General features: G+C 33.6%; 14 protein-coding genes. 1 reads left to right on the top strand and 13 read right to left on the bottom strand.

Annotation, left to right across the window (positions count from 1 at the left end):
* Positions 1–65: 65 nt before the first annotated feature.
* From ACY2IJ_RS11510 to ACY2IJ_RS11495, 4 genes are read right to left on the bottom strand one after another with little or no spacing between them, the layout of a single operon-like run.
* The gene (locus tag ACY2IJ_RS11510) at positions 66–1,718 is read right to left on the bottom strand and encodes a UxaA family hydrolase (protein WP_476724515.1); all 1,653 of its coding nucleotides are present in this window, start codon (positions 1,716–1,718) and stop codon (positions 66–68) included.
* Positions 1,719–1,722: 4 nt separating this feature from the next.
* The gene (locus tag ACY2IJ_RS11505; RefSeq protein ID WP_476724514.1) at positions 1,723–2,391 is read right to left on the bottom strand and encodes a bifunctional 4-hydroxy-2-oxoglutarate aldolase/2-dehydro-3-deoxy-phosphogluconate aldolase; all 669 of its coding nucleotides are present in this window, start codon (positions 2,389–2,391) and stop codon (positions 1,723–1,725) included.
* A gap of 60 nt (positions 2,392–2,451) precedes the next feature.
* The gene (locus ACY2IJ_RS11500) at positions 2,452–3,486 is read right to left on the bottom strand and encodes a PfkB family carbohydrate kinase (protein ID WP_476724513.1); all 1,035 of its coding nucleotides are present in this window, start codon (positions 3,484–3,486) and stop codon (positions 2,452–2,454) included.
* 54 nt (positions 3,487–3,540) lie between these two features.
* Complete coding sequence (locus ACY2IJ_RS11495; protein ID WP_476724512.1) at positions 3,541–4,551, bottom strand: zinc-binding alcohol dehydrogenase family protein; 1,011 nt, start codon at positions 4,549–4,551, stop codon at positions 3,541–3,543.
* A 182-nt stretch (positions 4,552–4,733) separates the two neighbouring features.
* Between ACY2IJ_RS11495 and ACY2IJ_RS11490 the strand changes: the two genes are divergently transcribed.
* The gene (locus tag ACY2IJ_RS11490; protein WP_476724511.1) at positions 4,734–5,759 is read left to right on the top strand and encodes a LacI family DNA-binding transcriptional regulator; all 1,026 of its coding nucleotides are present in this window, start codon (positions 4,734–4,736) and stop codon (positions 5,757–5,759) included.
* 53 nt (positions 5,760–5,812) lie between these two features.
* Here the strand turns inward: ACY2IJ_RS11490 and ACY2IJ_RS11485 are convergent, their stop codons facing one another.
* The 9 genes from ACY2IJ_RS11485 to ACY2IJ_RS11445 form a co-directional block, all read right to left on the bottom strand.
* Positions 5,813–7,351 carry an alpha-L-fucosidase gene (locus tag ACY2IJ_RS11485; RefSeq protein ID WP_476724510.1) on the bottom strand — a complete coding sequence of 513 codons (1,539 nt, stop codon included), beginning with the start codon at positions 7,349–7,351 and terminating at the stop codon, positions 5,813–5,815.
* 220 nt (positions 7,352–7,571) lie between these two features.
* Positions 7,572–10,049: a glycoside hydrolase family 2 TIM barrel-domain containing protein gene (locus tag ACY2IJ_RS11480; protein WP_476724509.1), complete on the bottom strand. Its 2,478-nt coding sequence runs from the start codon at positions 10,047–10,049 to the stop codon at positions 7,572–7,574.
* A gap of 215 nt (positions 10,050–10,264) precedes the next feature.
* Positions 10,265–12,307: a SwmB domain-containing protein gene (locus ACY2IJ_RS11475; protein WP_476724508.1), complete on the bottom strand. Its 2,043-nt coding sequence runs from the start codon at positions 12,305–12,307 to the stop codon at positions 10,265–10,267.
* 33 nt (positions 12,308–12,340) lie between these two features.
* Positions 12,341–14,212, bottom strand: coding sequence for a RagB/SusD family nutrient uptake outer membrane protein (locus tag ACY2IJ_RS11470; RefSeq protein ID WP_476724507.1), 1,872 nt, complete (start codon positions 14,210–14,212; stop codon positions 12,341–12,343).
* Between the two features lie 46 nt (positions 14,213–14,258).
* Positions 14,259–17,465, bottom strand: a complete 3,207-nt coding sequence (locus ACY2IJ_RS11465; protein WP_476724506.1) for a SusC/RagA family TonB-linked outer membrane protein — start codon at positions 17,463–17,465, stop codon at positions 14,259–14,261.
* Positions 17,466–17,746: 281 nt separating this feature from the next.
* Positions 17,747–19,303, bottom strand: coding sequence for an alpha-L-fucosidase (locus tag ACY2IJ_RS11460; RefSeq protein ID WP_476724505.1), 1,557 nt, complete (start codon positions 19,301–19,303; stop codon positions 17,747–17,749).
* A 24-nt stretch (positions 19,304–19,327) separates the two neighbouring features.
* Positions 19,328–20,872, bottom strand: a complete 1,545-nt coding sequence (locus ACY2IJ_RS11455) for a sulfatase family protein (protein WP_476724504.1) — start codon at positions 20,870–20,872, stop codon at positions 19,328–19,330.
* 3 nt (positions 20,873–20,875) lie between these two features.
* Entirely contained in the window at positions 20,876–22,411 is a 1,536-nt protein-coding gene (locus ACY2IJ_RS11450) for a sulfatase family protein (RefSeq protein ID WP_476724503.1), read from the bottom strand.
* 1 nt (position 22,412) lies between these two features.
* Positions 22,413–26,204 (bottom strand): VPS10 domain-containing protein, encoded by a 3,792-nt coding sequence (locus ACY2IJ_RS11445; protein ID WP_476724502.1) that lies wholly within the window; start codon positions 26,202–26,204, stop codon positions 22,413–22,415.
* Positions 26,205–26,392: the final 188 nt, after the last annotated feature.

The raw sequence follows: 26,392 nt of genomic DNA, 5'->3' as shown, positions 1-26,392 counted from the left end.
AATTCAGAAATACCGAGCAGTTAGTATGCATTGCTTAAAAACTAACTACTCTGTATGTTATGCTCTTAAAGAGAAACTCCTCTTTTCCAAGGAATAAAATCGTTGTTTCCGTGTAATACAGCTTTAGATGGTGTTTCTCCACTTGCCACTCTAATTACATGGTCTAATATTTTTTCTCCCATGGTTTGAATGGTATCTTCTCCTGTAATTACAGTTCCTGCATTGATGTCTATTATATCATTCATACGCTCGTACAAGTTGGTATTACTAGACATTTTTAATACAGGTGCTACTGGGTTTCCAGTAGGAGTTCCTAATCCTGTGGTAAACACAACTACATTACATCCAGACCCTACCAAACCTGTAGTAGATTCTACATCGTTTCCTGGAGTACACAATAAGTTTAAACCTGGTTTAGTTACTTGCTCTGTATAATCTAAAACCTCTACAACTGGAGAAGTTCCTCCTTTTTTAGCTGCTCCTGCAGATTTCATAGCATCTGTAATTAAACCATCTTTAATGTTTCCCGGAGAAGGATTATTTTCGAATCCTGAGCCAACTGCTACTGCTGCAGCAGAATAAGCTCTCATTAAATCGTAGAATTTTTTTGCATCGTGTTCTGTAACACAACGGTTGATAATTTCTTGCTCTACACCATTTAGTTCTGGAAATTCTGACAATACAGGAGAACCTCCTAAAGCTACTAACAAATCAGAAGCATACCCCAATCCTGGGTTTGCAGATATTCCTGAGAATCCATCAGAACCTCCACATTCTAATCCTAAAACTAGCTTGCTTAAAGGTGCTGGTTGACGTGTTAATTTATTAGCTTCTGTTAAACCAATAAAGGTATGTTTTACTGCTTCTTCAATTAAAGAACGTTCGCTTGAGCTTTGTTGCTGCTCTAAATAATGAACTGGTTTTTGATTGTTTGGAGCGATGGCTTTGATAGCATCTTGCAACATTTCAATTTGTGCATTTTGGCATCCTAAACTAAATACGGTAGCACCAGCTACGTTAGGATTGGCTATATATCCTGCTAACAATTTACACAAGGTTTCAGAATCTTGACGAATTCCTCCACAACCTCCATCGTGTTTTAAAAACTTAATTCCATCTACATTAGAAAAGGTTCTGTTTTTAGACATCTCTTCCTTAGTAGTAATAATTGGTGTGTTAAAAATTTCGTCTGCACTTGCTCCTTCTTTATACTTTGCAATTAATGCATCTGTATCTACAGCAAAATCTTTTTTAGTTTCGTACCCTAACTTTTCAGAAAGTGCTCCTTCTAAAACATCAACGTTTCTGTTTTCACAAAAAGTTAACGGAATCACCAACCAATAATTTGCTGTTCCTACTTTTCCATCTTCTCGGTGAAATCCATTAAAGGTTCTTCCCTTAAAATTAGAAATATCTGGAGCTGTCCAAGTAAATTTTTCTTTGCTTTCTTTGTACTCTGAAGATGCGTGTTTTACGTTGTCTATTGTAATAGCACAACCTTGTGCAATCGGTTGTACAGCTTTACCAATTAAAACTCCATACATATAAATTTCATCTCCAATAGCAAAGTCGTTTAATGCAAACTTGTGCTTTTGTTTGATGTCTTCTTTTAAGGTCAGTTGCTTTCCAGCAACTGACACTTCCATTCCTTCTTTTAATCCTTGAATAGCAACAATAATATTGTCTTTAGGATCTATTTGTGCATATTGATTTGACATAGTCTTATCCTCTTATTTTTTTAATTGTAGCTAATGCATCTGCTACTTTTTTCTGTAATCCGTCGTAATCTTTATCTGCTAAGATTTGTTTGCTAATTAATTGAGATCCCATCCCTACACAAACCACACCAGCATCAAACCAACCTCTTAAGTTGTCTTCTTCTGTTGTAACTCCACCTGTTGGCATAATAGATGTCCAAGGCTGAGGTCCTACAATTCCTTTTACAAAATTAGGTCCGTACAAGTTTCCTGGGAATAATTTTACAATTTCACATCCTAACTCTTCGGCTCTTGCAATTTCTGTTAATGTTCCACATCCTGGGTTCCAAGCAACTTTACGTCTGTTACAAGCAATAGCAATATCTTCTCTAAAAACAGGTGTTACAATAAAGTTTGCTCCTAAAGACATGTATAAAGAAGCAGCAGCAGCATCGGTTATAGATCCAACTCCCATAATCATTCCAGGTAATTCTGCAATTGCATATTTAGTTAATGCTGCAAAAACCTCGTGAGCAAAATCTCCACGTGCTGTAAACTCTAACAAACGAGCTCCACCATCGTAACATGCTTTTAATACTTTTTTTCCTAATTCAATATCCGGATGATAAAACAAAGGAACCATTCCTGTTTCTTTCATCACCTGAGCAACTTCAATTCTTGAAAACTGTGCCATTTTTTTATTTTTTGTTGTTTTGTTTATCTTGTTGTTTGTTAACTTATTTATGAAATGAGCCTACCTATCTACAAGTGCAGATCCGTCACTTTCCATAAAGTCTATCACTTCTTGTTTAGAGGCTCTATTTACATCTCCAAAAATAGTATGCTTTATAACACAAGCTGATGTTGCAAAAGAAACTGCTTTTTGCAAATCATCTTTATAAGCTATTAATCCATATAACAAACCTCCCATAAAAGCATCTCCTGTTCCTACTCTATCTACAACAGGGGTAATTTCATTAATTCTAGCTCTGTATAATTGTTTGTTTTTATATAACAATCCACCTATTTTTTGGTGAGAAGCGTTTACTGAGTTTCTAAACGTCATACCTATAGTGTGTACATTTGGCAACAATTCAATAAGTTTATCAAACTGTGCTTTTACTTCTTCTTCTTTACTGTAATCTGGATTGATTTTTGCTTTTCCAAGCATGAACATTGCTGTATCAACATCTGCCAATATAATATTGCTGTATTTTAACAACTCTGGCATAACTTCTTTAGGTTGTTTTCCATATTTCCACAATTTACTTCTGTAATTTAAATCTGTAGAAATGGTCAATCCTTTTTCTGCTGCTGCTTTTACAGCTTCTAAACAAGTGTCTGCTGCGGATTGAGACAATGCGGGTGTAATTCCACTCCAGTGAAAAACGGTAGCTCCTTTAAAAATGGTATCCCAATCAAATTGTCCTGGTTTTACTTCGGACATCGCAGAGTGTGCTCTATCGTAAACAACAGCACTATTTCTACCAGAGGCACCGTGTTCTAAGAAATACAATCCTAAACGGTTTCCTTGTCTTAATATGTGTTTGGCTCCTACATTTCTAGAACGTACAGTTTGCAGAACACAATCTCCAATAGCATTGTCGGGCACTGCTGATATAAACTGAGCTCTTACTCCATAATTTGCTAAAGAAGCAGCTACGTTAAACTCTCCTCCTCCGTAAATTACTTCTAAGTTTGCTGCTTGACTAAAACGTAAATTGTTAGGAGGAGATAATCTTCCTAAAATCTCACCAAAAGTTACAACCTTATGATCTTTTGAAAACATTGATTAAATAAATTAAGTTAATATGATTTTGGTTTGGTTTTTAGTTCTTGTAATTTAAGCAAAGTCAACTGTAGCTTTAATTACTCCTGTTGCTGGTTTTGTCCAACTATCAAAGTTCTCTATCATTTCTGTAAATAGAACATTGTGCGTAATAAAAGATTCTGTTGGAAATTGATTAAGAACACTTATAACATGCTCAAAATCTTCTGTAGTTGCATTTCTACTACACATTATAGTAGTTTCTTTTGCGTGAATTTTTGGATGTGTAAATGTTAAATCTCCTTTAGACAAACCAACCAACACATAACGACCTCCATGAGCCATATAATCTGGCCCTACTTCTAAAGCTCCTTTAAATCCAGTTGCATCAAACACTGCGGTAGCCATATCTCCATTGGTAATTTCAGCAATTTTTTCTACAGGATTGTTGTTTACATTAATTACGTAATCTGCTCCTATTTCTTCTTTTGTATATTTTAAACGATCGTCATTTACATCTAAAACTATTACTTTAGCTCCTGCAATTTGAGCCAACTTAACCATTCCAATTCCAATAGGTCCGCATCCAACAACCACCACAGTTTCTCCTGCTTTTACATCGGCTCTACGAATAGCGTGTGCTCCAATTGCCAAAGGCTCCACAATGGCCATTTGATCGTCTGACAAATCATTTGCAGGTAATAATAAATCTTGACGAACTGTAATATATTCTTGCATACCTCCATCTGAGTGCACTCCTAATACACTAATATTAGTACAACAGTTTGTTTTACCATTACGACAAGCAATACATTTACCACAACTTACATATGGCATAACCACAACGTTATCTCCTGCTTTTAAACCTCTTTCATTCTCTCCAATTTCTACAATTTCCGAAGCCAACTCATGTCCTAAAATTCTAGGATATGTAAAAAAAGCTTGATTTCCTGAATACGCATGTAAATCTGTACCGCAAATCCCTACTTTTTTGATTCTTAATAAAGCTTCATTTTCTTTACGAACAGGTGCTTCTTTTTCTTTTAACAAAAACTTTCCTGGCTCTTCACAAACTATGTATTTCATCTTATTATTTAAGTTTAAATTCGTTGTTCAAACGTTTGAACAAAAGGGCTAAAAAAATTAACAACCGAAAAAAATCAATTATTAATCTTATAATTTTAGCATATTAAATATCTTATATATTGAAAAAACGATAAGAATATTTACATTTGCACAAACGATTGAACAAATATAGTAATATTTTAATGATGCAAAAGAAAACCACAATAAAAGATATTGCTAATGTTTTGAAAATTACCCCTTCAGCTGTTTCAAGAGCCTTACACAATCATCCTAGAATTAGTGACAAAACTAAAAAAGCTGTAAAAAAAGTAGCTTTAGAATTAAATTATCAACCCAATCAATTGGCCTCTGCATTAAGAAGCGGAAGAAGTAATTTAGTGGGAATTGTAGTACCAAGAACCAATAGCTATTTTTTTTCTTCTGTAGTAGAAAGTATTGAGGAAGAACTAAACAAAGAAGGATACAATGTAATTATTACACAATCTAACGAGTCTTATAACAAAGAGTGTAGAAATATAGAGGCTTTGCTACAAACTCAAGTAGATGGAATTATTGCTTCTTTAGCCAATGAAACCATTTCTTTTGAACATTATGAAAAAATTAAAGAAAAAGGGATTCCTTTAATTTTATATGACAGAGGTGAAAATGACATTGGTGTAGACTATATTGGTATAGATGATTATCAAAGTAGTCATATAGTAGTAGACCATTTAGTTGCTCAGGGATGTAAAAGAATAGCGCACATTGCTGGTTTTAGTCATACCCGTATTTATAAAAACCGAATTAGAGGGTATGTTGATGCCTTACTTAAAAACAATATTGCTGTAGTAGATAGTTTATTGTTAGAAAGCAATCTTACCCTTAAAGACGGAAGGGCAAAAACAAAACAACTTTTAGAACTTCCTAAATTACCTGATGCTATTTATGCTTCTGGTGATTATGCAGCCCTTGGTGCCTTACAAGTTTTACAAGAAAACGGCATTAGAGTTCCCGAAGATATTGCGTTGGTTGGTTTTAGTAACGAACCTTTTACCTCTTTAATTTCCCCATCTATAAGTACGGTTTACCAACACAACAAAAAAATTGGAAAATTGGTAGCAAAACAATTTTTACTAAGAATAAAAGATAAAAATTGGAAACCCAAACTCAATAAAATAATTCTAGATGCAGAATTAATTATTAGAGACTCTTCTCTTAAAAAGAAATAAAAAAGGGTTTTGTCTATTAAGACAAAACCCTTTTTTATACTTAAATAGTAACTTTACAAGTTTATTTCTAACACATAAGCATAATCTCCAGGCTTTTCTTTTGGTAAATCTACCATTAAACCATCGTTATTTTGCTTCCATTGTAAAGTATTTCCTGTGCTTAACATTTTAATAGACTTTACTGCAATGTCTTTAGAATATTCACTATCCAACCCTAACGAGTGAATGTTAACATTTCCTGTTGTAGGCCATTCCATTAAAATTGCATATAATTTTGTACCGTCTTCACTTTGAGTAAAACGAATATCTTGCCCTGTAAAATCTTTATTTTTTCCTTCAGAATGATGTCCTTTCTTTACCTCTGTTGGACCTTCTCCAAAAGTTCTCCAATATTTTGTATTGTAAATTGCATCTCCATTAGCCGCTAACCAATCTCCCATTTGCAATAATATTTTTGCTTGATCATCAGGAATTGTTCCGTCTGCTTTTGGCCCCACGTTTAATAATAAGTTTCCATTTTTAGAAACAATATCAATCAAGTTATCTAATAAATCATTGGTTGTTTTAGATTTCCAATTAGAAACATGACTCCAAGAATTTTTACCTATAGAAGTATCTGTTTGCCAAGGTAATTTTCTAATATCAGCCAATTTCCCTCTTTCTAAATCATAAACAACAGTTCCTTCTGGAAATGCTTCTTCGTAAAAGTTTTTGTCTTGCAACACAACCTCTTTATTCCACTCAATTCCTTTGTTGTAATAATATGCTGCCAATTTTGGACGATATTCTCTAAAATCAGGAGTATCTAACATAAAATCAAACCATAAAATATCTGGTTGATAGTTGTCTATTAAATCTTTAGTTCTTTCCCACCATCTCTTTTTAAATTCTTCAGAAACTGGTTCGTTTAAATCTTTTCCTTTTGATGAATATAAGTCTGCATATGCAGGATCTGTGGTATCAAAATGATCTTTTTTGTTGTAGAAAGACCAGTTAAATGCAAAGTGAGAAGAAGCTCCCATAATTAATCCTTGCTCACGTCCTTCTTTCATTAACTCTCCTAACACATCTCTTTTAGGCCCCATATCTACCGAGTTCCAACGAGTTGTATTAGATTTATACATTGCAAATCCATCGTGATGATCTGCTACAGGAACTACATATTTTGCTCCTGCTTGTTTAAACAAAGTAATCCATTCTTTTGGATCAAATTTTTCTGCTTTAAACATTGGAATAAAATCTTTATATCCAAATTCTTTAGGATCTCCATACGTTTTTACATGGTGCTTGTAAGCTTCATGTGGTCCGTTTCTTTGGTGTTTTAATTGAGCGGTAAACGTAGCCGTATCCATGTACATGTTTCTTGGGTACCATTCCGAAGAAAATGCAGGAACAGAATAGGCTCCCCAATGGATAAAAATTCCAAATTTTTGTTTGTTAAACCACTCTGGATCTTTGTAATTCTTTTTAATAGATTCCCAATTAGGTTCAAAAACCTTTTTGGTTTCTTCTTCTTTTTTCTGAACAGATCCTTTACATGCTACTAGTAAAAATGCTCCTGCTACAAAGGCTAAAATTAATTTCTTAAACATTCTATAAAATTATTTAATAATAAAAATTGGACATCTTCCAACGACTGACTTAATGCAAAAATGAATATTTAGTAACTTTTTGATAGACACATAGGAATTAATAACTGAAACATATGATTAACTATTACTAAAAGCCGAACTTAACAGTAAATTAATTGTCTAGATACGTCTACGCATAAAACCTAAACAATCAATCACTTAGTTTTTTTTATTTCTATTTTTAATTTGTTTGTAGTGTAAGTTTTGCTGTCTTTAAATTGTTACTCTTAGCTACAAATGTTATTTCACCTGCCTTTTCAGTTGTCTTGACAATTGCTAAACATTTTCCATTAAAAGCAGTTCTTTCAGATGCTTGAAAAGAATCATGATTCATGTTATCTCCATTACCAACACCTATTAACTCACCTGCTCCCTGTACATCAAATTTGATTAAATTGTTTGCCTTTGGTACTACATTTCCATCTTTATCTAAAACAGTACATTCTACATATGCCAAATCTTCTCCATTAGCTTTTAAAGTTGTTCTTCTTACAAACAACTGAATTTTTGCAGGTTGCCCTGCTGTTTTTACTGTTTTGGTTGCTGTTACTTTTCCGTTTTTATACGATACTGCTTTTAGCTCTCCTGGCTGATACACCACATCCCATTGTTGGTACTCCACATCTTTTGTATTATTTTTTTGTTTTCCTAAAGATTTTCCGTCTTGAAACAATTCAACTTCATCTCCATTGGTATAGGCATACACTGTAACTTTTTTACCTTCCATTCCTTCTAAATTCCAATGCGGAAATATATGAACCATTGGTTTGTCTGACCATTGCGATTGATAAAAATAATATCCATCTTTTGGAAAACCACACAAATCTATAGGAGCAAAAGAAGAAGATCTAGCTGGCCATCCGTAAGGAATAACTTCACCTAAATAATCCCAACCTGTCCAAATAAACTGTCCCATAATATTAGGTCTGTTTTTAATATCTTTCCAAGCTTGCACTCCTCTATAACCAATTAACTCTCTTTGCTCTACCCAATTGTACGCATCATCATATTTGTAACCTAATTTGTCCCACCAAGCTTTTTTCTCATCACCGTATAAATAAGTACTTCTTGGATAGTAGGATTGTGCAGAAGCACACTCGGTAACAATCCCCATAGCATCAGGAGCAATTTTATCTTCTCTATCTAATCCATTTTCTTTAATGTAATTGTATCCTCTAATATCGCTTGTAGATGCAGCTGCTTCACTTGGCCAAGCATCCCAACCATAACCAATTAATCCGTTGGTAACAGGTCTATCATCCAATTTGTGGATAATATCAATCAACCTATTAGCAATAGGCACTCCTTCGTCTGTTTTCATTTGATCGATTTCATTCCCTATACTCCACATTACCACCGATGGATGATTACGATCTCTTAATACAAAATCTGTTAAATCTTTGTCTGCCCATTCTTTAAAAATATCCGCATAATACTTTACAGGAATACGAACTTTTTTTCCGTTTTGAATGGTTGCTGGTTCTTTTACTACTTCCCATTCGTCAAACATTTCGTTCATTACTAAAAACCCCATTTCATCACAAGTTTCTAAAAACTCTGTAGAAAAAGGATTGTGAGATGTTCTTACTGCATTACATCCCATTTCTCTTAAAATTTCCAATTGTCTTTGAATGGTTCCTTTGTAAATGGCAGCTCCTAACGGTCCTCCTGCATGGTGCAAACAAACTCCTTTTAATTTAGTTTGTACTCCATTTATAGAAAATCCTGTGTCTTTATCATAACCCAATGTTCTAATTCCTGTTCTTGTAGTTTCTTTTCCTATAAGTACATTGTTTTTAAACAACTCTACCTGTACCGTGTACAATTCAGGACTTTCTGGAGCCCATAATTTTGGATTCTCTACCAACAAATCTATATTTACAGATGTTTTTTTATTGGGTTCTACTTTTTTATCTACTTTTTTACTAGCTACAACACTCCCTTTGTACAACACATTTATTTTTGCAGAAATATTTTGTGACTCTGTAAACTCAGTTTTCAAATCAAATGCAGCGTTTACAGTTGCTTTTTCTTTACTAATTTCTGGAGTGGTTACATACAAACTCCAATTAGGCACATAAGTTTTGTTTCTAATTTTTAACGTTACATCTCTGTAAATTCCAGTACCAGAATACCATCTATGCCCTGGTTGTGCAGAATTATCTAAAGTAACGGTTAGTACATTTTTTTTGTTAAAGTTGATGAATTTAGTTAAATCATACTGAAAACCAATATACCCTAAAGGTCTATAACCTACTTTGTTTCCGTTAATATAAACGGTAGAATTTCTATAAGCTCCATCAAAATACACAAATACTTTGTTTTCTTTTTCTGATGCATTTACCGTAAACGTTTTTCTATAAGTACACTTTCCGGTTGGCAACCAGCCCCCTCTAGAAAAAGAAGGATTGTCTTTGGAAAAAGGTCCTTTAATACTCCAATCGTGAGGCACATTTACCGTTTCCCAGTCTGTGTCTTTAAAATCTGGTTGAATAGCTTCCGTTACTTCTCCTTTGGTAAACTTCCAACCTTTGTTAAAATCAAGATCTTGACTGTGATTTGCATGTTTATGAGAGCAAGCTATGGTTACAAAAAGTACAAGCAGACTCCACAAAATATTTTGATTTGATTTTTTTGGGTTTAAGTGGTTTTTCATCATTTTTAATAAGCGTTAAAACGTAGGTTATTTTACGATAAATTAAACCGAATTCTATCTTTCATATAACTAGATATGATTTTTAAATAGTTACAAATGGTTTTATCTAGATAACTTCTTACATATTATTTTAAACAAAAAGCTTAGGTTTTTAAGAAAACCTAAGCTTTTGAACAATCCTATTTATTTTTTATATAAAAGGTATATTGAGTTTACAATTAATTTCTAACATCTTTTTTATAGATTTTAAAGTCATCGTAGTATACTGTAAAATCAAAATCAGATGTTGGTACAGGTTGTAATCTTACTTTTTTGTTAAACAAATCAGTGGTTGGTACAAATTCAGCAGACACATCTACCCAGGTATCAACTGCTGGTGCTACTCCTGGAGTTTCGTACCATCTTGGTGTTTTTGCTGTAGCTCCGCTAGAGGAATCAAACCAAAACTTATCTCCTGGTTCTTTGGCTTCCGTTGCAGCATCTAAAGTTACACTAGCACCTACAATATATCTCTTATAGCTAAATACATATGTTTCATCTTGTTCATAAGAAATATTAGCTCCAGATTCTAAACGAGGTTTGTCATTGGTCATTTTTACACTTTGATTTCCTGTAGCTGCTTGCTCTGTAGAAAATGCTACGGTTGCTCCTGCTCCACTTGCTCCTTCTACCCAATAAGCTCCAAAAGTTCCTTCAAAACTATCGTTAATTAAATATTCAAAATAAGGGGTTATGGTTGTTGCTGCAAAGTCTGAAATTGTTCCTCCTCCTATAGATTTAATTTCTCCTGTTCCGTGAGTATAAGATACAGTAACCACATCATTCTGATACAATGCATCGTTCATTTTTAACTTTAAAATCTTGGTATTGGTTACATCTACCAACACTTCTGTAATTGGGAAATTGCTTCCGTTTAACATTACACTAAAACCATCTGCTGGGTTTACAGCATCGTTCACTGAATCTACATCTAAAGCTTCATCAAATTCTATTAAAACATAATCATCCTCAGACTCAACAATAGCTCCTGTTTGATTAATTGGAGTGGGTACATACACATCTACAGGCTCGTCTGTAAAGGCTTGTAATTCTCTTTCATCTAAAGACTTTAAACCTCCATTACCATCGTATGATAAAGTAACTGTTTTAGTTGCATCACTTGGGGTTAAAGGAGTGTCTAAAACAACACTTAATTTTGTTTGATTAGCAGCCAAATCAATTCTTGAAATTGTTTGAGAAACACCATCTACTTTAAGACTAAAATTAGCTACCGATATACTTTCTGCGACAACCAACTTAGAACTTACTGTAAATTCTATCAAATCTGTTGGTCCTTCTTTAATAGCCGTTTTTAAGGTTAAATCTTCGGCTTTAGGCTCTACTTTAATAACAATTGGAGAAACGTATGTTGCCGTTTGTGATTTTAACGTTTCTGTTCTTTCTCTTTGAGAAATAATAACCGCATTAAAATGCCCTATAGATTTGTTAAATGTTACGGTGTCTGTATTGTACAATTCAAAATCTTCTGCTTCGTACGTTTTTTTACTGTTAAATACATTTACCTGATCTTCTTCGTTCTCTTCTATAGTTACAATTCTAAATGTGCTAGAGGTTGGTCTTGCATTGTTGTCTGGTATAATTCCTGTTAAATCTTTTAAAATTAATTGCTCTTCAAACTCCACAACAATTGTATCGTTTGCTGGCTCTAATAAATTTTCATTGATGTCTAAAATTTCCATAGCAGGTGCAAGCGTATCATATACATCTAACGTAATTTGATAGTTTGCCACCCACTTTCCATCTACATTCTCTGTTTTTATAGTATCGTAAACTGTTCCATTAATTGTTGGATCCCAATAAGACGGAATGACAAAAGACGTAGAGTCTGCAAATTCATTATACAATTCAATAATTGTATTTGAATTTCCTTTTTTAAACAACACATGTACTGTTTTAGCCGTAGATACTGTATCTCCTGGATTGGTAATATACGCATCATGATTGTTCAGGTTGTTAGGAATAGGTCCTTTTAAGAAAAAAGCTGATTTAGGAATTCTCCACTCGTGACGAGTTGCCCCAGCAGACATATCCATAAAACTAATAAATCTATTCACTTCTCCTTCTCTTAATGTAGAGGCCCCAAACGTAGTAGTAAAGGCCAAATCTGTAAAAGAGGGAGGTGTATCATATTCGTTCGCATCACACCCTACAACTAGCAGGAATAACGCCAACATTTTAAATATTTGTTTGATTGTTTTCATCTTTATCTATTTTTTAATTAACTCTTAAACGGATTATTTGTTCCAATTTAAGTTTGCATTAATTTCTGTTTGTGGTATTGGATAATACGAGTGTAAATCTTCGTTAAAGTTTACAGACCCTAACAAAGCATCTTTTAGCTGTGGTTCTTTGTCTCTATTATTATTATTTGCAGATATTGGAAAATAAGGAATTTCTCCTGTTGGTATTAAAAAACATCTCCATCTTTTCGCATTTTTCCCATTTAAATTTTTGTTGTAGTGAAAAGAATCATAATCAACAGCAGCTATATCTTGTAGTTGTTGTTTCCACACCCCCCATCTTCTTAAATCAATGGTTCTTTCGCTTTCTAATGCTAATTCTAATGGTTTTTCTACAAACCTTAAATGCTCTTTTAAGTTTTCTAAAGTCACTTCTTCTTCTCCATTACTAGGATCCATATCAATATCATCCATGTATGTTGTTGTTGCATCTACAAACTCTGCTCCCGATTCTGTTGATTTTCCTAATAAAACCAAATGTGAACGTTTTCTAACTCTATTGATGTAGCGTAATGCTTCTGATAAATTTCCGTCTTCAATCATACATTCTGCATATAATAAATAAATTTCTGCCAAACGAATTACTGGAATATTAATTCCTGATTTCCCTTGTAAATCTGGGCTAAATTCTTCTCCTGTTCCTCCATTATCTACATTCCAATGTGTAAATTTTTTCCAGAAATTAGGAGTGTTTTTTGAATGTGGAGCTGCATTTCTATCTGTTCCAAATTCTGCTGCTGTTACTCCATACATAGGTGAGTTAGGATCGTCTACACTAGAAATTGAAGTTGCCATTCTAAAACTGTAACGTCTTATAGTGTCTTTTGTTGAAACCACATCTCCATTTGCAGGGTCATATACGTTCTGAGTAACTTCATTTGCAGGGTCGGCAGGATCTACCTTATCCATTCTGTATTTTAACGTTAACCATGACGATGGTTGAATTCTACCACTATGTAACCATTCTGATAGTCTTTGAGACAACAACTTTTCTCCATCGTTTAATGAATTTAATTCTACAGTATAATTAACTTCAAAAATAGATTCAGAGTTGAATTCTTCTATTTCTGTAAAACATTTTTCCAAATCATCCGTCAATGTATATCCGTAATTATTCATTACGTTTTCTAAATAGACTTTTGCATTGTTAAAATCGTTCTCATTCATATAACTTTTAGCCATCAATGCTTCACAAGCTCCTGCTGTAATACGACCCAAGTTATTCCCTCCTACATCTTGCCAAGCTGCGTAATTTACTGGTAACTTTTCAATTCCAAATTTTAAATCTGCTCTGTAAAACGTTTTAATTTCTTCTGACGATGAAAATGGTTTTTGAAAATCATCAAAATTTGCAGGTACGGTTTCATGCAATGGCAATGATCCTTTGTTATATGAACTATGCAATACATAATACAAATACCCTCTAATAGCTCTTGCTTGTGCATAAATTCTATCAGCTACTTCCAATTCTGTTTCAGTAAAAGTAGATGCCAATCTGTTATATCCATCTATTACCTGATTGGCTCTAAAAATACCTTCATAACATTCTGCCCACTTATCTTGTACTTCATCTGTAGTCAAATCAAACGTTTGATCGTAAATTGGATTTCCTGTTAGACTAATTCTAAACGTATTGGGTACAGCAATGTCTGTTCTTGTAGGCTCAGACATAATTCCTAGAATACTCTCATTTCTTAAGGATGCATAAACCCCACTTAATCCAGCATTCATATCTGCTGTGTTTTTCCAAAAACTAGATGTCGTTAATGCGTTTGGATTGATTTGGTCTAACTCATCTGAACATGACTGAAAAATCATCAGCAACAACAACAGAGGAGTTATTATGTGTATATATTTTGTTCTCATTTTATCTTATTTTTTGATTGATGAATTAATTCTAATTCGCACTTTATTAAAACTGTAATTGAAGTCCTAATTTGTACTGTGAAGACATTGGATATTTACCTGCATCAATACCTCTTTTACTTAAACTTCCTCCTATTTCTGGATCAAAACCTGTGTATTTGGTAAACGTTAATGGGTTCTGTGCTTGAACATAGAATCTTAGCTTACTAATTCCTAAAGTTTTAGAAGTGTTTTTAGGTAGTGTATATCCAATCGCTACGTTTCTTAATCGAACGTAAGTTCCATCTTCTAAAAAATATGCAGAACCTCCTCTAAAAGATCTTGTGTTGTTTCCGTTGTACCAAGGAATACTTGCATTTTGATTGTATTGTGTCCAAGAGTAATACAAGTCTTTGTGTACTCCTTCTTGATAAGCATAAGCTTTACTACCATTCATTACCTCTGCTCCAAAAGCTCCGTACCATTGCATAGACAAATCAAAATCTTTATAATTTGCATTAAAATTCAATCCTGCTTCAAAATCTGGAGTTCCACTTCCGCTATACACTCTGTCTTCATCTGTAATACGTCCATCTCCCGCATCTGCAATTCCATCTCCATTTGTATCTACCGTTTTTTGGTCTACATACATTAACTCTCCCATTTTAGCACTAGGATCTATTAATTTATACGCATCTAACTGCTCTTGTGTTTTTATAATTCCGTTAGTTTCTCGTAAAAAGAAAGCAGCAGCTTCGTATCCTTCTGTTATTACACTTACCAATTCTCTAGTACCTGCATCAGAAATATAACTGTTGTCTAAATAAATAAATGGATTGTTAGGTGCTGTTTTAGTTACCTCGTTTTTGTTTTTAGTAAAAGTTCCCGAAACATCCCAACTGAATCCTTTTTTATTGTTGTGTCTGTATTTGGCCGCCAATTCAATTCCTCGGTTTTCCATATTCCCTACGTTAAAAACCGTATTTCTATTTCCTCCTGAAACCCCTGTTGATGGTGGGTTTACCACTTGATACAACAAATCTTTCTTTTCGTTTTTATAAACATCGGCTGAGAATGTTAATTTGTTTCTGAAGAAACTTACATCTACCCCTAAGTTTTGCTCTATATTGGTTTCCCATTGCAACAATTCATTTGCATAATCTAATTGTGTAGATCCTAAAGCTACTGCTGCAGAGGTATTTCCTGTAAGGTTGTCTGATGCGTAGTTACTTCCAAATACATAATCTATTCCATTATAAATTACGGATTGGTTGCTGTAAGGAGAAAAACGGTCGTTTCCGTTGGTACCAATACTATATCTTAACTTAAATGAATTGGCAACATCTTTTATAGGATCCCAAAATAATTCGTCAGAGATATTCCATCCTACAGAAAGTGAAGGGAACAATTTCCATCTATTGTCTTTACGGAATTGTGAAGATCCATCATACCTTCCACTTGCACTTAATAAATATTTCCCTGCATAATTGTACTGCAATCTTACTAAGTTTCCTAAAACTACACGTGTATAATCTCTTCCTCCAGACTCAATATCCCAGTTCAATTCATAATTATCTAACACAGTAATTCCTTGACTAATGGCATTTCTTTTTTCTACGGAATAGTATTCACTATGTGATTTTTCAAAAGTAGTACCTAACAATATATTTACTTTGTGTTCTCCTATTTTTTTAGAATAATTTGCAAATAACTCTGAGGTATATTTTGAGTAATTGGTTGAGGATGTTTGATTGATAGAAACAGCATTTGGATTTGAAATCAATTCTCCATCTGTGTTGTAAATATCAAAAACAGGGGTCAAACGAATGTCCTTACGATCTCTAAAAGTAGCTCCAAATCTTCCTGTAATTTTTAAATCTTTAAAAACATCATATTGAATTTGTACATTTCCTGTAGTGCTGTTTTCTCTTCGAGTATCATCTCTTTTTAAATTTCTAACAGCTCCAGCCAACCTTCTAGCTTCGTTTAATTTCCAATCTTCATTTGGATCTGAAGTTGTAATTTCTGTTAAATTTTCAAGTGCATCTGAGTCTAAATTTATTGCAGGTTGAAAAACTCTATATCTATAAATTTGATTCATCATTCCATTAAAAGGAACTTTTTTCTCGTCTCTTTTAAATGTAATTCCAGAAGTAATTTTCCAGTTTCCTTTTGTAAAATTTGTGTTAGACCTAACATTAAATCGATCATAATCTGAATTGTAAAAAATTCCTTCTTGACCGTAGTAATTCATATTCATACTATAGGTTAAATCTTTTTTACCTCCAGAAATATTTAAAGAATGATTTTGTACCGTTGCTGCATTGTTCAACAAAATTTTCTTTAAATCTGTATCGTTGGTAAAGTAACTTGCATTTCTGTGTATATCAACATCAACTCCTCCTTGAGCTTTTCCTGAATTGATAGAAGATCTAGTCATACTTAAATAAGTATACTCTTCTTTGTTCATTAAATGAAACTCCGACTGAATGCTTTGAATACCGTATTCTGAATTTAATCGAATGTTCATTTCTCCAGCTTTTCCTTGTTTGGTTGTTATTAATATAACTCCGTTAGAACCACGAACTCCATAAATTGATGCCGATGCTGCATCTTTTAAAACATCTATTGTTTCTATTTCTGAAATACTCAATTGAGGGTCTGAATCAAAAGGAATTCCATCTACTACATATAAAGGACCGTTGTTACCGTCCATTAAAGAGCCAAAACCACGAATTACAATGTTTGCTTCTTCTCCAGGAGCCCCTGAACTAGAGGCTACGTTTACACCCGCTATTTGACCTTGAATGGCTTGACCCACATCAGAAGTTGTTGTTTTTTCTAAAACTTCGGCTTTTACTTGAGTTACAGCCCCAGTTACTTCTTTCTTTTTCTGAGTTCCGTATCCTACAACTACAACCTCATCTAAATCTGTTAAGTTTGTTTTTAATGTTACGTTAATTACATTGTTTCCAAACACTTTTACTGTTAGTGTTTCATACCCCATTGAGTTGAACTCAATTTCTTGTCCTTGTTTGGCTTGAATACTATACATTCCATCAAAGTCGGTAATACCTACTTTATTGGTTCCTTTTACTATTACATTTACCCCTAATAACGGAAGACCACTTTCGTCTTTAACCAAACCCGTTATTTTTTTTTGTGCATTCATTGCAAATGTTCCTATAAACAAGAAGAGCATTGTTGCAAAAAAATACTTTGTAATAGATTTTCTTTTGCTTTTAATAAGCACCATTTTTAATCCACTATACATTTATGCTTAGTTTTTAGTTAGTTAATAAGTTCAAATTTGGGTTTTATATCACCAATCTGATGAATCATATGTTCAAAACCAAGACAATTATGATTTAACAAATCTCAAAAAAAAATCCTGAAGCCCTTTATATACCTAATAAAAGCAATAAAATTTAAAACATTCATCAAAAAACAACTTTAAATCTTATCAAAAACTAGTAAACCATAAAAAAAGCGCTGCTGTAAACTAAAGTTTACAGCAGCGCTTTTTAAATTTAAAAGTGTTTTTCTTAAAAAACGTTATTCAACATGTGCATCTACAGCACCTCCAATATTGTTTTCTTTATATCCTTCTAAGGTAATTTTATATGCAACTCCATATTCTGAAGGTACTTTGCTAGGGGCTTTAATAATTAACCCTTCTTCATTTCTTATCCATTCTACTTTTTCATTGCTTCCTAACAACTCCACTTTCTCAATTTTAGAATTTAACACTCCAATATCTGTGCTTAATGTCTTAATGATTGTTGCTACTTTAGGAGTATCCATTACAATGGCATAAATCTCTTTTTCTGATTTTTTAGTAAAACGGATGTCTTTATTTGTATAAGCTATTTTAATTTTCTCTACTTTATGACCACCTTCTGGCAAACGTGTTGGCCCTTCTCCAAACACAGTCCACGGTCTTGTTCCATAAATAGCTTCTCCATTAATTTTTAACCATTTCCCCATATCTATTAACAAATCTTTCATTACTTGAGGAATACTTCCATCTGGGTTAGGTGGTACGTTTAACAACATACATCCATTTTTAGAAACAATGTCTGCTAAAATATCAATCAACTCATTAGGTGATTTAAACTTTACACCTGGTCTGTAAAACCAAGCTCCTGGAGATGTATCTGTTAACCAAACTTCTTTTTTAGGTTGGTTAGGACGACCTCTTTCGTAATCTCTAATAGCTGTATTTTCTGGAAACGTGGTTTCTTTGTAACAAACTGCTACTTCTTTTCCCCATTTTTTTCCTTGATTGTAGTAATATGCTAAGAATTTTTGTCTTGTTTTCTCATCCATATTTTCTAACCACCAATCAAACCAAATTAAATCTGGCTGGTACACATCAATAAATTCTTTTAATTTTGCCCACCATTCTTTGTAAAAACGCTTGTCTGGGGTATCATCATCTAAATCATGTGCACTTGTGTATAAATCATAATCTTTAGGATCTATTCCTCCGTATTTATGTGCTGGCCCAAAATATTTCCAAGTAAATGCATGGTGGAAAGACCCCATAAATTTCAATCCTTTTCCTTCAATTTCTTTTTTTAAGGCTGCAGATGGATCTATCCCTCCGTAGTTCATAGAATTCCAACGTGTAGATTTTGCATCCCACATTGCAAAGTTATCATGGTGCATTGCTACAGGTCCCGCAAATTTAGCTCCAGATGCTGCAAACAATTCTGCCCATTCTTTGGCATCAAAAGCTGATGGATTAAAGTTTTCTATAAACTTTTTATATCCAAACTCTGCAGGATCTCCAAACTGTTTTACCTGATGCACAAAATTACTTGTTGGTTTTCCGTTTTTAGTTGGTACTTTTTTACCATCTTCATACATTTTCATTCCATGCCATCCTGCATAAAATTTATTTGGATCTGTTCCTTCAAAAGCTTGTGAAACAGGCCCCCAATGTGCATAAATTCCAAATTTTGCATCTTGAAACCAATCTGGCTCCTCGTTTACGGTACCCAAAGACTCCCAATTAGCCTTTACCTTTTGAGCTTTTACCTCATTAAATGTTAACGCGCTTAACGCTGCAACCGCTAACATTCCTTTTTTGATTTTACTATTCAACATATTTCTAGTGATTATTTATCTATTTTAAATGTGTTTTCCTGTAGGTGTTTTTTGATCTCTGTAATGGTTGTATTTATCTAACAATTCTTTTACTTTTTTCTGATATTTAGGATTGTTCACCATGTTTCCTGATTCTTTTTCTTGAATATTTTCTTTTAGATTGAACAATGCTCTTGGAGTTCTCGTTTTCCAAGTTTTGTCTTTTTTATCAAAATCTACAATCAACTTCCAATCATCTTCTATAATAATTCCTTGTTTTCCTGATCCTCCTTGTACCATTAAAAAGGAATGTATATCATCACTCTTTGGATTTTTTAATACTGGCAACAAATTGTAAGAATCTACCGCTTGTCCTTTTTCTATTTTAGTATTTGTAATAGCCGCTAAAGTTGCCATAATATCTAAACCTAAAGCAGGTTTGTTTATTCTTGCAGATTGTAATTCTTTAGGCCAAGACACAATAAAAGGAACTCTGTGTCCTCCTTCATAAGGTTGATTTTTTGCTCCTCTGTAAATACTACTTACTTTGTGTCCTGATTTTGCTGTGTTTTTATCTACCAACAAACCTCCGTTATCTGATGTGAAAATAAACACCGTATTTTCATAAACACCTTCTTTCTTTAACTGCTTGATAAGCATTCCCACTTGCACATCTAATTCTTTAATCATGTCAATGTGCTTAGAAGGTGTAGTTCCAGCTATTTTTACCCCGTCCAATTCTTTACAAGGTGTGTGTGGTTTGTGCACCGCTTGTGAACAATAATACATAAAGAATGGTTTTTCTTTTTGTGCATTTTTTTTGATGAACTCAATTCCTTTACCAACCAACAAAGGTCCAATATTATGTGGGTCCCAATTAGAATCTCCGTAACCTTCATCTTTGTCTAATTTCACATTCAACTTGGCCATTTTTTCATTGGTAATCACATCTATTTTAGAATCTTTTTGCAAAGGCATCCATTTGCTATTTTCATAAACTGCATATGGAACGTCTTGTATTCCTGCAGGCAATGTAAAACTATAATCAAATCCGTTGTAACTAGGGCCTCCTGCAACTATCTCAGAAACATCTACTCCTAACTCCATCTTTTTTCCTCTTACCTCTTTGTAAATTTTATTTGGTTTGTTTTTATCTTTAAAACTCATACCCAAGTGCCATTTTCCAAAAAAACCTGTATTGTAATTTGCTTGCTGCATTAATCTTCCTAAGGTTAATTGATTGGGTTTAAATGCCGATGGAGCATAAGAACTCCAGACTCCCCACGGCAATGGACTTTGATGACATCCGTTTCCTGTCATAATTCCATAACGAGAAGTGGCACACAAAGCGGCCGGTGCATGTGCGTTGGTAAACATTACACCTTTCTCTACTAGCTTATCGATATTAGGAGTTTCTAATATAATTTTATTAGAATGTAATTTTCTATAAGCAGAAACATCTCCTGTTCCAATATCATCTGCTAAAACCACTATTACATTTGGTTTTTTTTGAGCATGTACAGAGAAAAATACTCCCATCAATAAAATAGATGCTACAATTCTGTTTGTCATTTTAATTAATTTAATCATGTATTAATAATGTTTACCTGTCATTGCCAATCCATCTCTAGTTTGGTTATACTTTTTCATTAAGTCTTCTACTTTTTTCTTGTATTTTTTTTGTGATACTAAATTGTATCGTTCGTCTTCTGTTTCATTTGTTTTTAAATTAAACAAAGCTATTGGAGTTCTTTTTTTATTGGTTTTATCTTTTTTATCTATTTGTATAATCAACTTCCAATCTTTTTCTATAATAATACCTTCCCTTCCTGTACCTCCTTGAACAAGAATATAAGGACGTGTATGCTTTTTTTCTGTTCTGGTTAGCAATGGCAGCAGATTGTATGAATCTAAAGCTTCTGTATTAGGTACTTTATATTTTGCAACTGCAGCAGCTGTAGCTAAAATATCTAATCCTAAAACAGGTACATTTGAAACGGTGTTATGCTTTATTTGTTTTGGCCAAACAGCTATAAATGGTACTCTATGACCTCCTTCGTATGGATCGTTTTTCTTTCCTCTATAAATATCACTTGGTTCATGTCCTACATTCCAAGTATCTCCATCTACATGCAGTCCTCCGTTGTCTGACGTGAATATAAAAACGGTGTTGTCATAAACTCCTTGTTTTTTTAATTCGTCTACAATCATTCCCACTTGTACATCTAACTCTTTGATCATATCCAAGTGCTTAGATGGTGTGGTTCCTGCTATTTTTACTCCATTTAATTCCTCTGCAGCCATATGTGGAGTGTGTACTGCTTGCGAACAGTAATACATAAAAAAAGGTTGTTTGTTAGCTGCATTTTCTCTAATAAAATTCACCGCTTTATGAGCTAATATCGACCCTATTTTACTAGGATTCCAATTAGAATCCCCTAACCCTGCTTTTTTTTCTAAACTCGCTCCTATCCTTTCCATAAAAACCTCATCAACAAATGTAATTTTTGAATCTTTTTTTAAAGGATACCATTTGCTATTTTCAAAAGCAGCATAAGGTTCGTTCTGAATTCCAGAAGGCAATGTAAACGAATAATCAAATTGATGACTTGCAGGTCCTCCTGATACTATTTTTCTTAAATCGACATTTATGTTTGGTTTTTTACCTTCTATAGTAAACAACTCATTGGCATCACTTTTTTTAGCAAAACTCATTCCCATATGCCATTTGCCCAAAAAGGCTGTTTGATACTTGGCTTGTTTCATTACTCTACCTAACGACACCTGTTCTTTAGTTATTTCTGTAGCTGCATACCCAGACCAAACTCCCCAAGGTTTTGGACTGCGGTAATTGTTATTTCCTGTCATAATAGAATAACGAGAAGTAGCACACAAAGCTGCTGGTGCATGTGCATTGGTAAACACCACTCCTTGATTGGCTAACTTGTCTATATTAGGCGTTTCTAAAACTACTTGTCCTTTGTGTAGTTTTCGGTAATATGAAATGTCTCCAGTCCCAATATCATCTGCTAAAACGACCACTACATTAGGTCGCTTTTTTTCTTGAGCAGTTCCTAAAAACAAGCCTCCAACAAATACAAGTAAACAGGTATAAATTATTTTTTCCATTTTAGTTTTTTATGATTTTATGTGTATTGTTTGCTGATTTGTTTTTGATAGACAGAATATAAATTCCATTAGGCAATTCCGATAGGTTTATAGAAGCATTGTACTGTACACCTCCTAATACTTGATTTCCTTGAACATTAAACACCTTTACCTCATCTCCTGTTTTTAATCCATTTACATAAATTACACCTGCTGTTGGATTAGGGTTTACCTGTAATCCGTTAACATTTATTTCTTCTGTATATTTCCCTTGACAATCTTGATCTCCTTCTACTGTAATTGTATTCAATCCTACTTGTAGAGGCAATTCAACAGTGTTTTCTGATAATTGAATTTTTTGATTATTCAATTGAACCTTGTAAACTGAACTCCCTTTAAAATTTAGCGTAATGGTCTTTTCTAGCTCATTAACCTTTGTAGAAACATCTATTTTTTGTGGTTCTATAATCTTAACTGTAAAACATCTTTTTTCTTGATTTTCTGGAGTAATGCATAGCTTATATTCTCCGGTAGCTAAATTGCTAAACAAAGCTTGATGAGTAAAGTTTTTAGTTGTATTGCTAATTCCGTTACCACTTAATTGAACCGTGTAATTAAACACTTTTTTAGCTGTTATTTCTATTTCTCCATTTGCATTATCTGGACAGGTAGTTGCTGTGCTTTTAATTTCTAAATCATCTAAAGACAATGTTATGCTCTGTGCATTTTTTTCTTTAGCCATGTACCAACCACTTCCTCTAGTAGAAACGTAATATTTACCTGGTATGGTATAATCTATTGCAATGTCATTTATTCTGTCTGATTGTCCGTTTCCTTTGTTGAATTTGATCCAAGTGCTTCCTCCATCTTTAGACAAATAAGCTCCTGCATTTCTTAAACTTACATTGGTGTTTGGCAATGTAGAAATCATAATTACATTGCTATCGTACTTAGCTGTTTCTACTCTATTTACCCAAGGATAATCAAACAACTGAGTCCAAGTAACCATATTGTCTTTGCTTACCCACAAACCACCTGCATTGGTATCTGCATTTTTATAACCTGCAGTAATGTATGCGTTTCCATGTACATCAAAATGAATGTCGTTAATTCCATATGTTCCTGCTATGGAAGAAGCTGTTGTAACCTCTGTCCAATTGGTTCCGTTGTTGGTAGATTTATACAAGCCTCCGTTTCTATCCATAACGGCCGCATACAAAACATTGCTGTTATTAGGATCAAAAGCAATTCTAGGTACATCTAAACTTGCTGGCAAGCCGTTATTAATTTCATGCCAAGTAACACCTCCATTGGTAGAACGATGTACTCCCCAACTTTGTGCACTATCTCCAACCCATTCAATATCTATAGATGATTTTGGCACACAAAAATACATGTAATCAGGATTGTTTTTATCAATCATTAAACACATTTGATGCACTGCTTGATCTCCACTACCTGGAGGGGCAGGTGCCCAAGGTTCTGGAATTGCAACCCCGTGTTCTAACCAATTTGCTCCTGCATCGGTAGTTTTATATAACTTTCCTCTTCCTGATTGTCTAAAAAAAGTAGCATACCATGTGTTTTTATCCGTTGGATGCACTACTACAGAGCTTACAGAATGTTCTTGCCTTTCTCCGTTGTTGTTATACACTAAATGCATTACTGATGCCCCTTGTGCTCCTTCTCTTACTGTTTCACCTTGATTGTTGGTAATCCACAAACTATTTTCTCCTGAAGGACAAAATACTTTTCCTGGCCATAAAGAAGATTGGTAAAATCCATGCCCTGGCACATTGCTATTTCCTGCCCCTACCCATCCATCTAAATTAGAACCTGGTTCGTTGGCTTGTTCATCATCAATATCTACCCAATTATCTCCTTTGTCATAAGATACAAATCCTACTTTAGCCAATTGTGTATACAATACAGAACCATTGGCATTAAACATGGCATAATTACAACCTTTGCGCTCATAATCATCTCTATTTAACCAATCTCCTTTGTATTTAAAAGTAACATTGCTCCCCATAGGATTTTTTCTTTGTGTACTCCAATAAGAATCGTACCTACCATTGTTCCAGTTCTTACCATTCCTAAATGTAACATACCAATTGTCTCCTCCATTTTTACTTCTCCAAATTTGTCCTGGTTTAAAATTATTATCAGATGCATTGGAATATTCGTTTACTAAATATAAATTATGAACATCTTCAGGATCTACCGTAATTGTATTAAACCTTGTAGTAATGTGAGTTGGTAAAACAGGATATGCCGTTTGAGCATCTGTCCAATTAGACAAACCAAAATAATGAGCTACTGTTTGATAATAACTTTTTTTAACATCATAATTATCATCAAAGACACTTAAATCTAAATACAGGTTTCCGTTAATATTTGTCCATGTTTCTCCTTGATCTGTACTTTTAAAAACACCTCCTTGATGGTGCTCTACTGAATTTCCACTAGCAGTAGTTTTTGCTTTCCAGGTAATATTACTCAACACATATAATGTAACTTGATTTGTATTTTCATCTAAATGCATATCCATAGACAAAATCATATCATGATCTATTCCATCAGATTTTAAACTCCAGCTAGCTCCTGCATTTGTACTTTTGTAAAAACCGTAGTTTGTTGCTGCGTAAACAATATTGCTATTTACCGGATCTACTATAATGTGACTAAATTCTGCATTGGTATTTATTCCTGTATTAGATAACGTCCAATTTTCACCTTGATCTGTACTTTTCCATAATTGTCCATTTGCATTAGGATCTACATAAGTTCCTTTTGGGTTTAATTGAGGATAGGACAAACGACCATAATGTCTCATTCTTCCTGCTCCTAAGTACCATACATCCTCATTTTTAGGATCTACAGAAACTACCGACAAATAATTATTCCCTACCTTACTCTGCGCAGACTCTATAAGCAACCATGTTTTTCCTTTATCGGTTGTTTTGTATAAACCTCCTTTAACACTACCTGTAGACAATCCAACATCAGCATTTTGTCTTGAAAAATCTAACGAGTAAAAAGAAACAGGACCTCTGTACCCTGACTTATGTGATGCAGCATCGGCATTCATTATTGTTTCATAGGTAAACCCTTTGTCTGTAGTTCTATATGAATTCCCCATATTGGGACTTATAAAATGCGTATTAGGATCTGTTGGATGTGCATAAAAAATTTTATTATTCCCACTCATTCCTGGTCCAAACTGCACCCAAGAAATTGTATCTACAGATGTTAATTTTTTTGATTTTAAATCGTCAAAAAAACTAGATAAATCTTCGGATTCAAGAATACGAACATCATCTATATAAACTTCACCAGCACCTGAATTGTTTGCTCTTATAGAAAATAAAACTTGCCCTCCTGTACTGTTTATTTCTGGTGTAAAATTTATGACGTACTCTGTCCAATTGGTATGAGTTAGGTTAAAGTTAAAATGTCCTATTTTGTTTCCAGAACCATCAAAAACTTTTACATTAGTTTGGTTATTATCTAAAGGCTCAATGGCTTTGTAGTAAAAAGAAATTCGATATGTTTTTCCTGTTTTCCATTCTATGTTCTTAGGAGTCCATAAGTTTCCTTTTTGGTCTGTTCCATTAAACTTTATTTGAAAACCATAGCTTTCTGTTTTTTTAGAAATTGTGTTGATTTGAAATTTAGACAATCCGCTACCACTTGTTGCATTGTCCCATTCTGTATTTAATGAATTTTCAAAGCCACTCTGAAAAACTTGTGTTTGAGACCAACCTATTATAGGCAGCAAAAAAACTGCTAAAATTGCTAGTATTGCTTTCATAAACGCTGTGTTTTGGTTTTTGGTTTTTTGATTCGATTTTATGAAATCAATCAATGCTAAATAAGCTCATAAGCATGTAAAGGAAAGTCTCATATGTAGAATTGTAAGATACATATGTCTTTTTTTTTCTGTCATCGTTTTTTTTCTTTCTTTTTTAACTAGAAAAAATCCATTCAAAAAAAATCCAG

Source organism: Wenyingzhuangia gracilariae (assembly GCF_056387575.1).
This window is presented reverse-complemented; position numbering and strand designations above follow the sequence as displayed.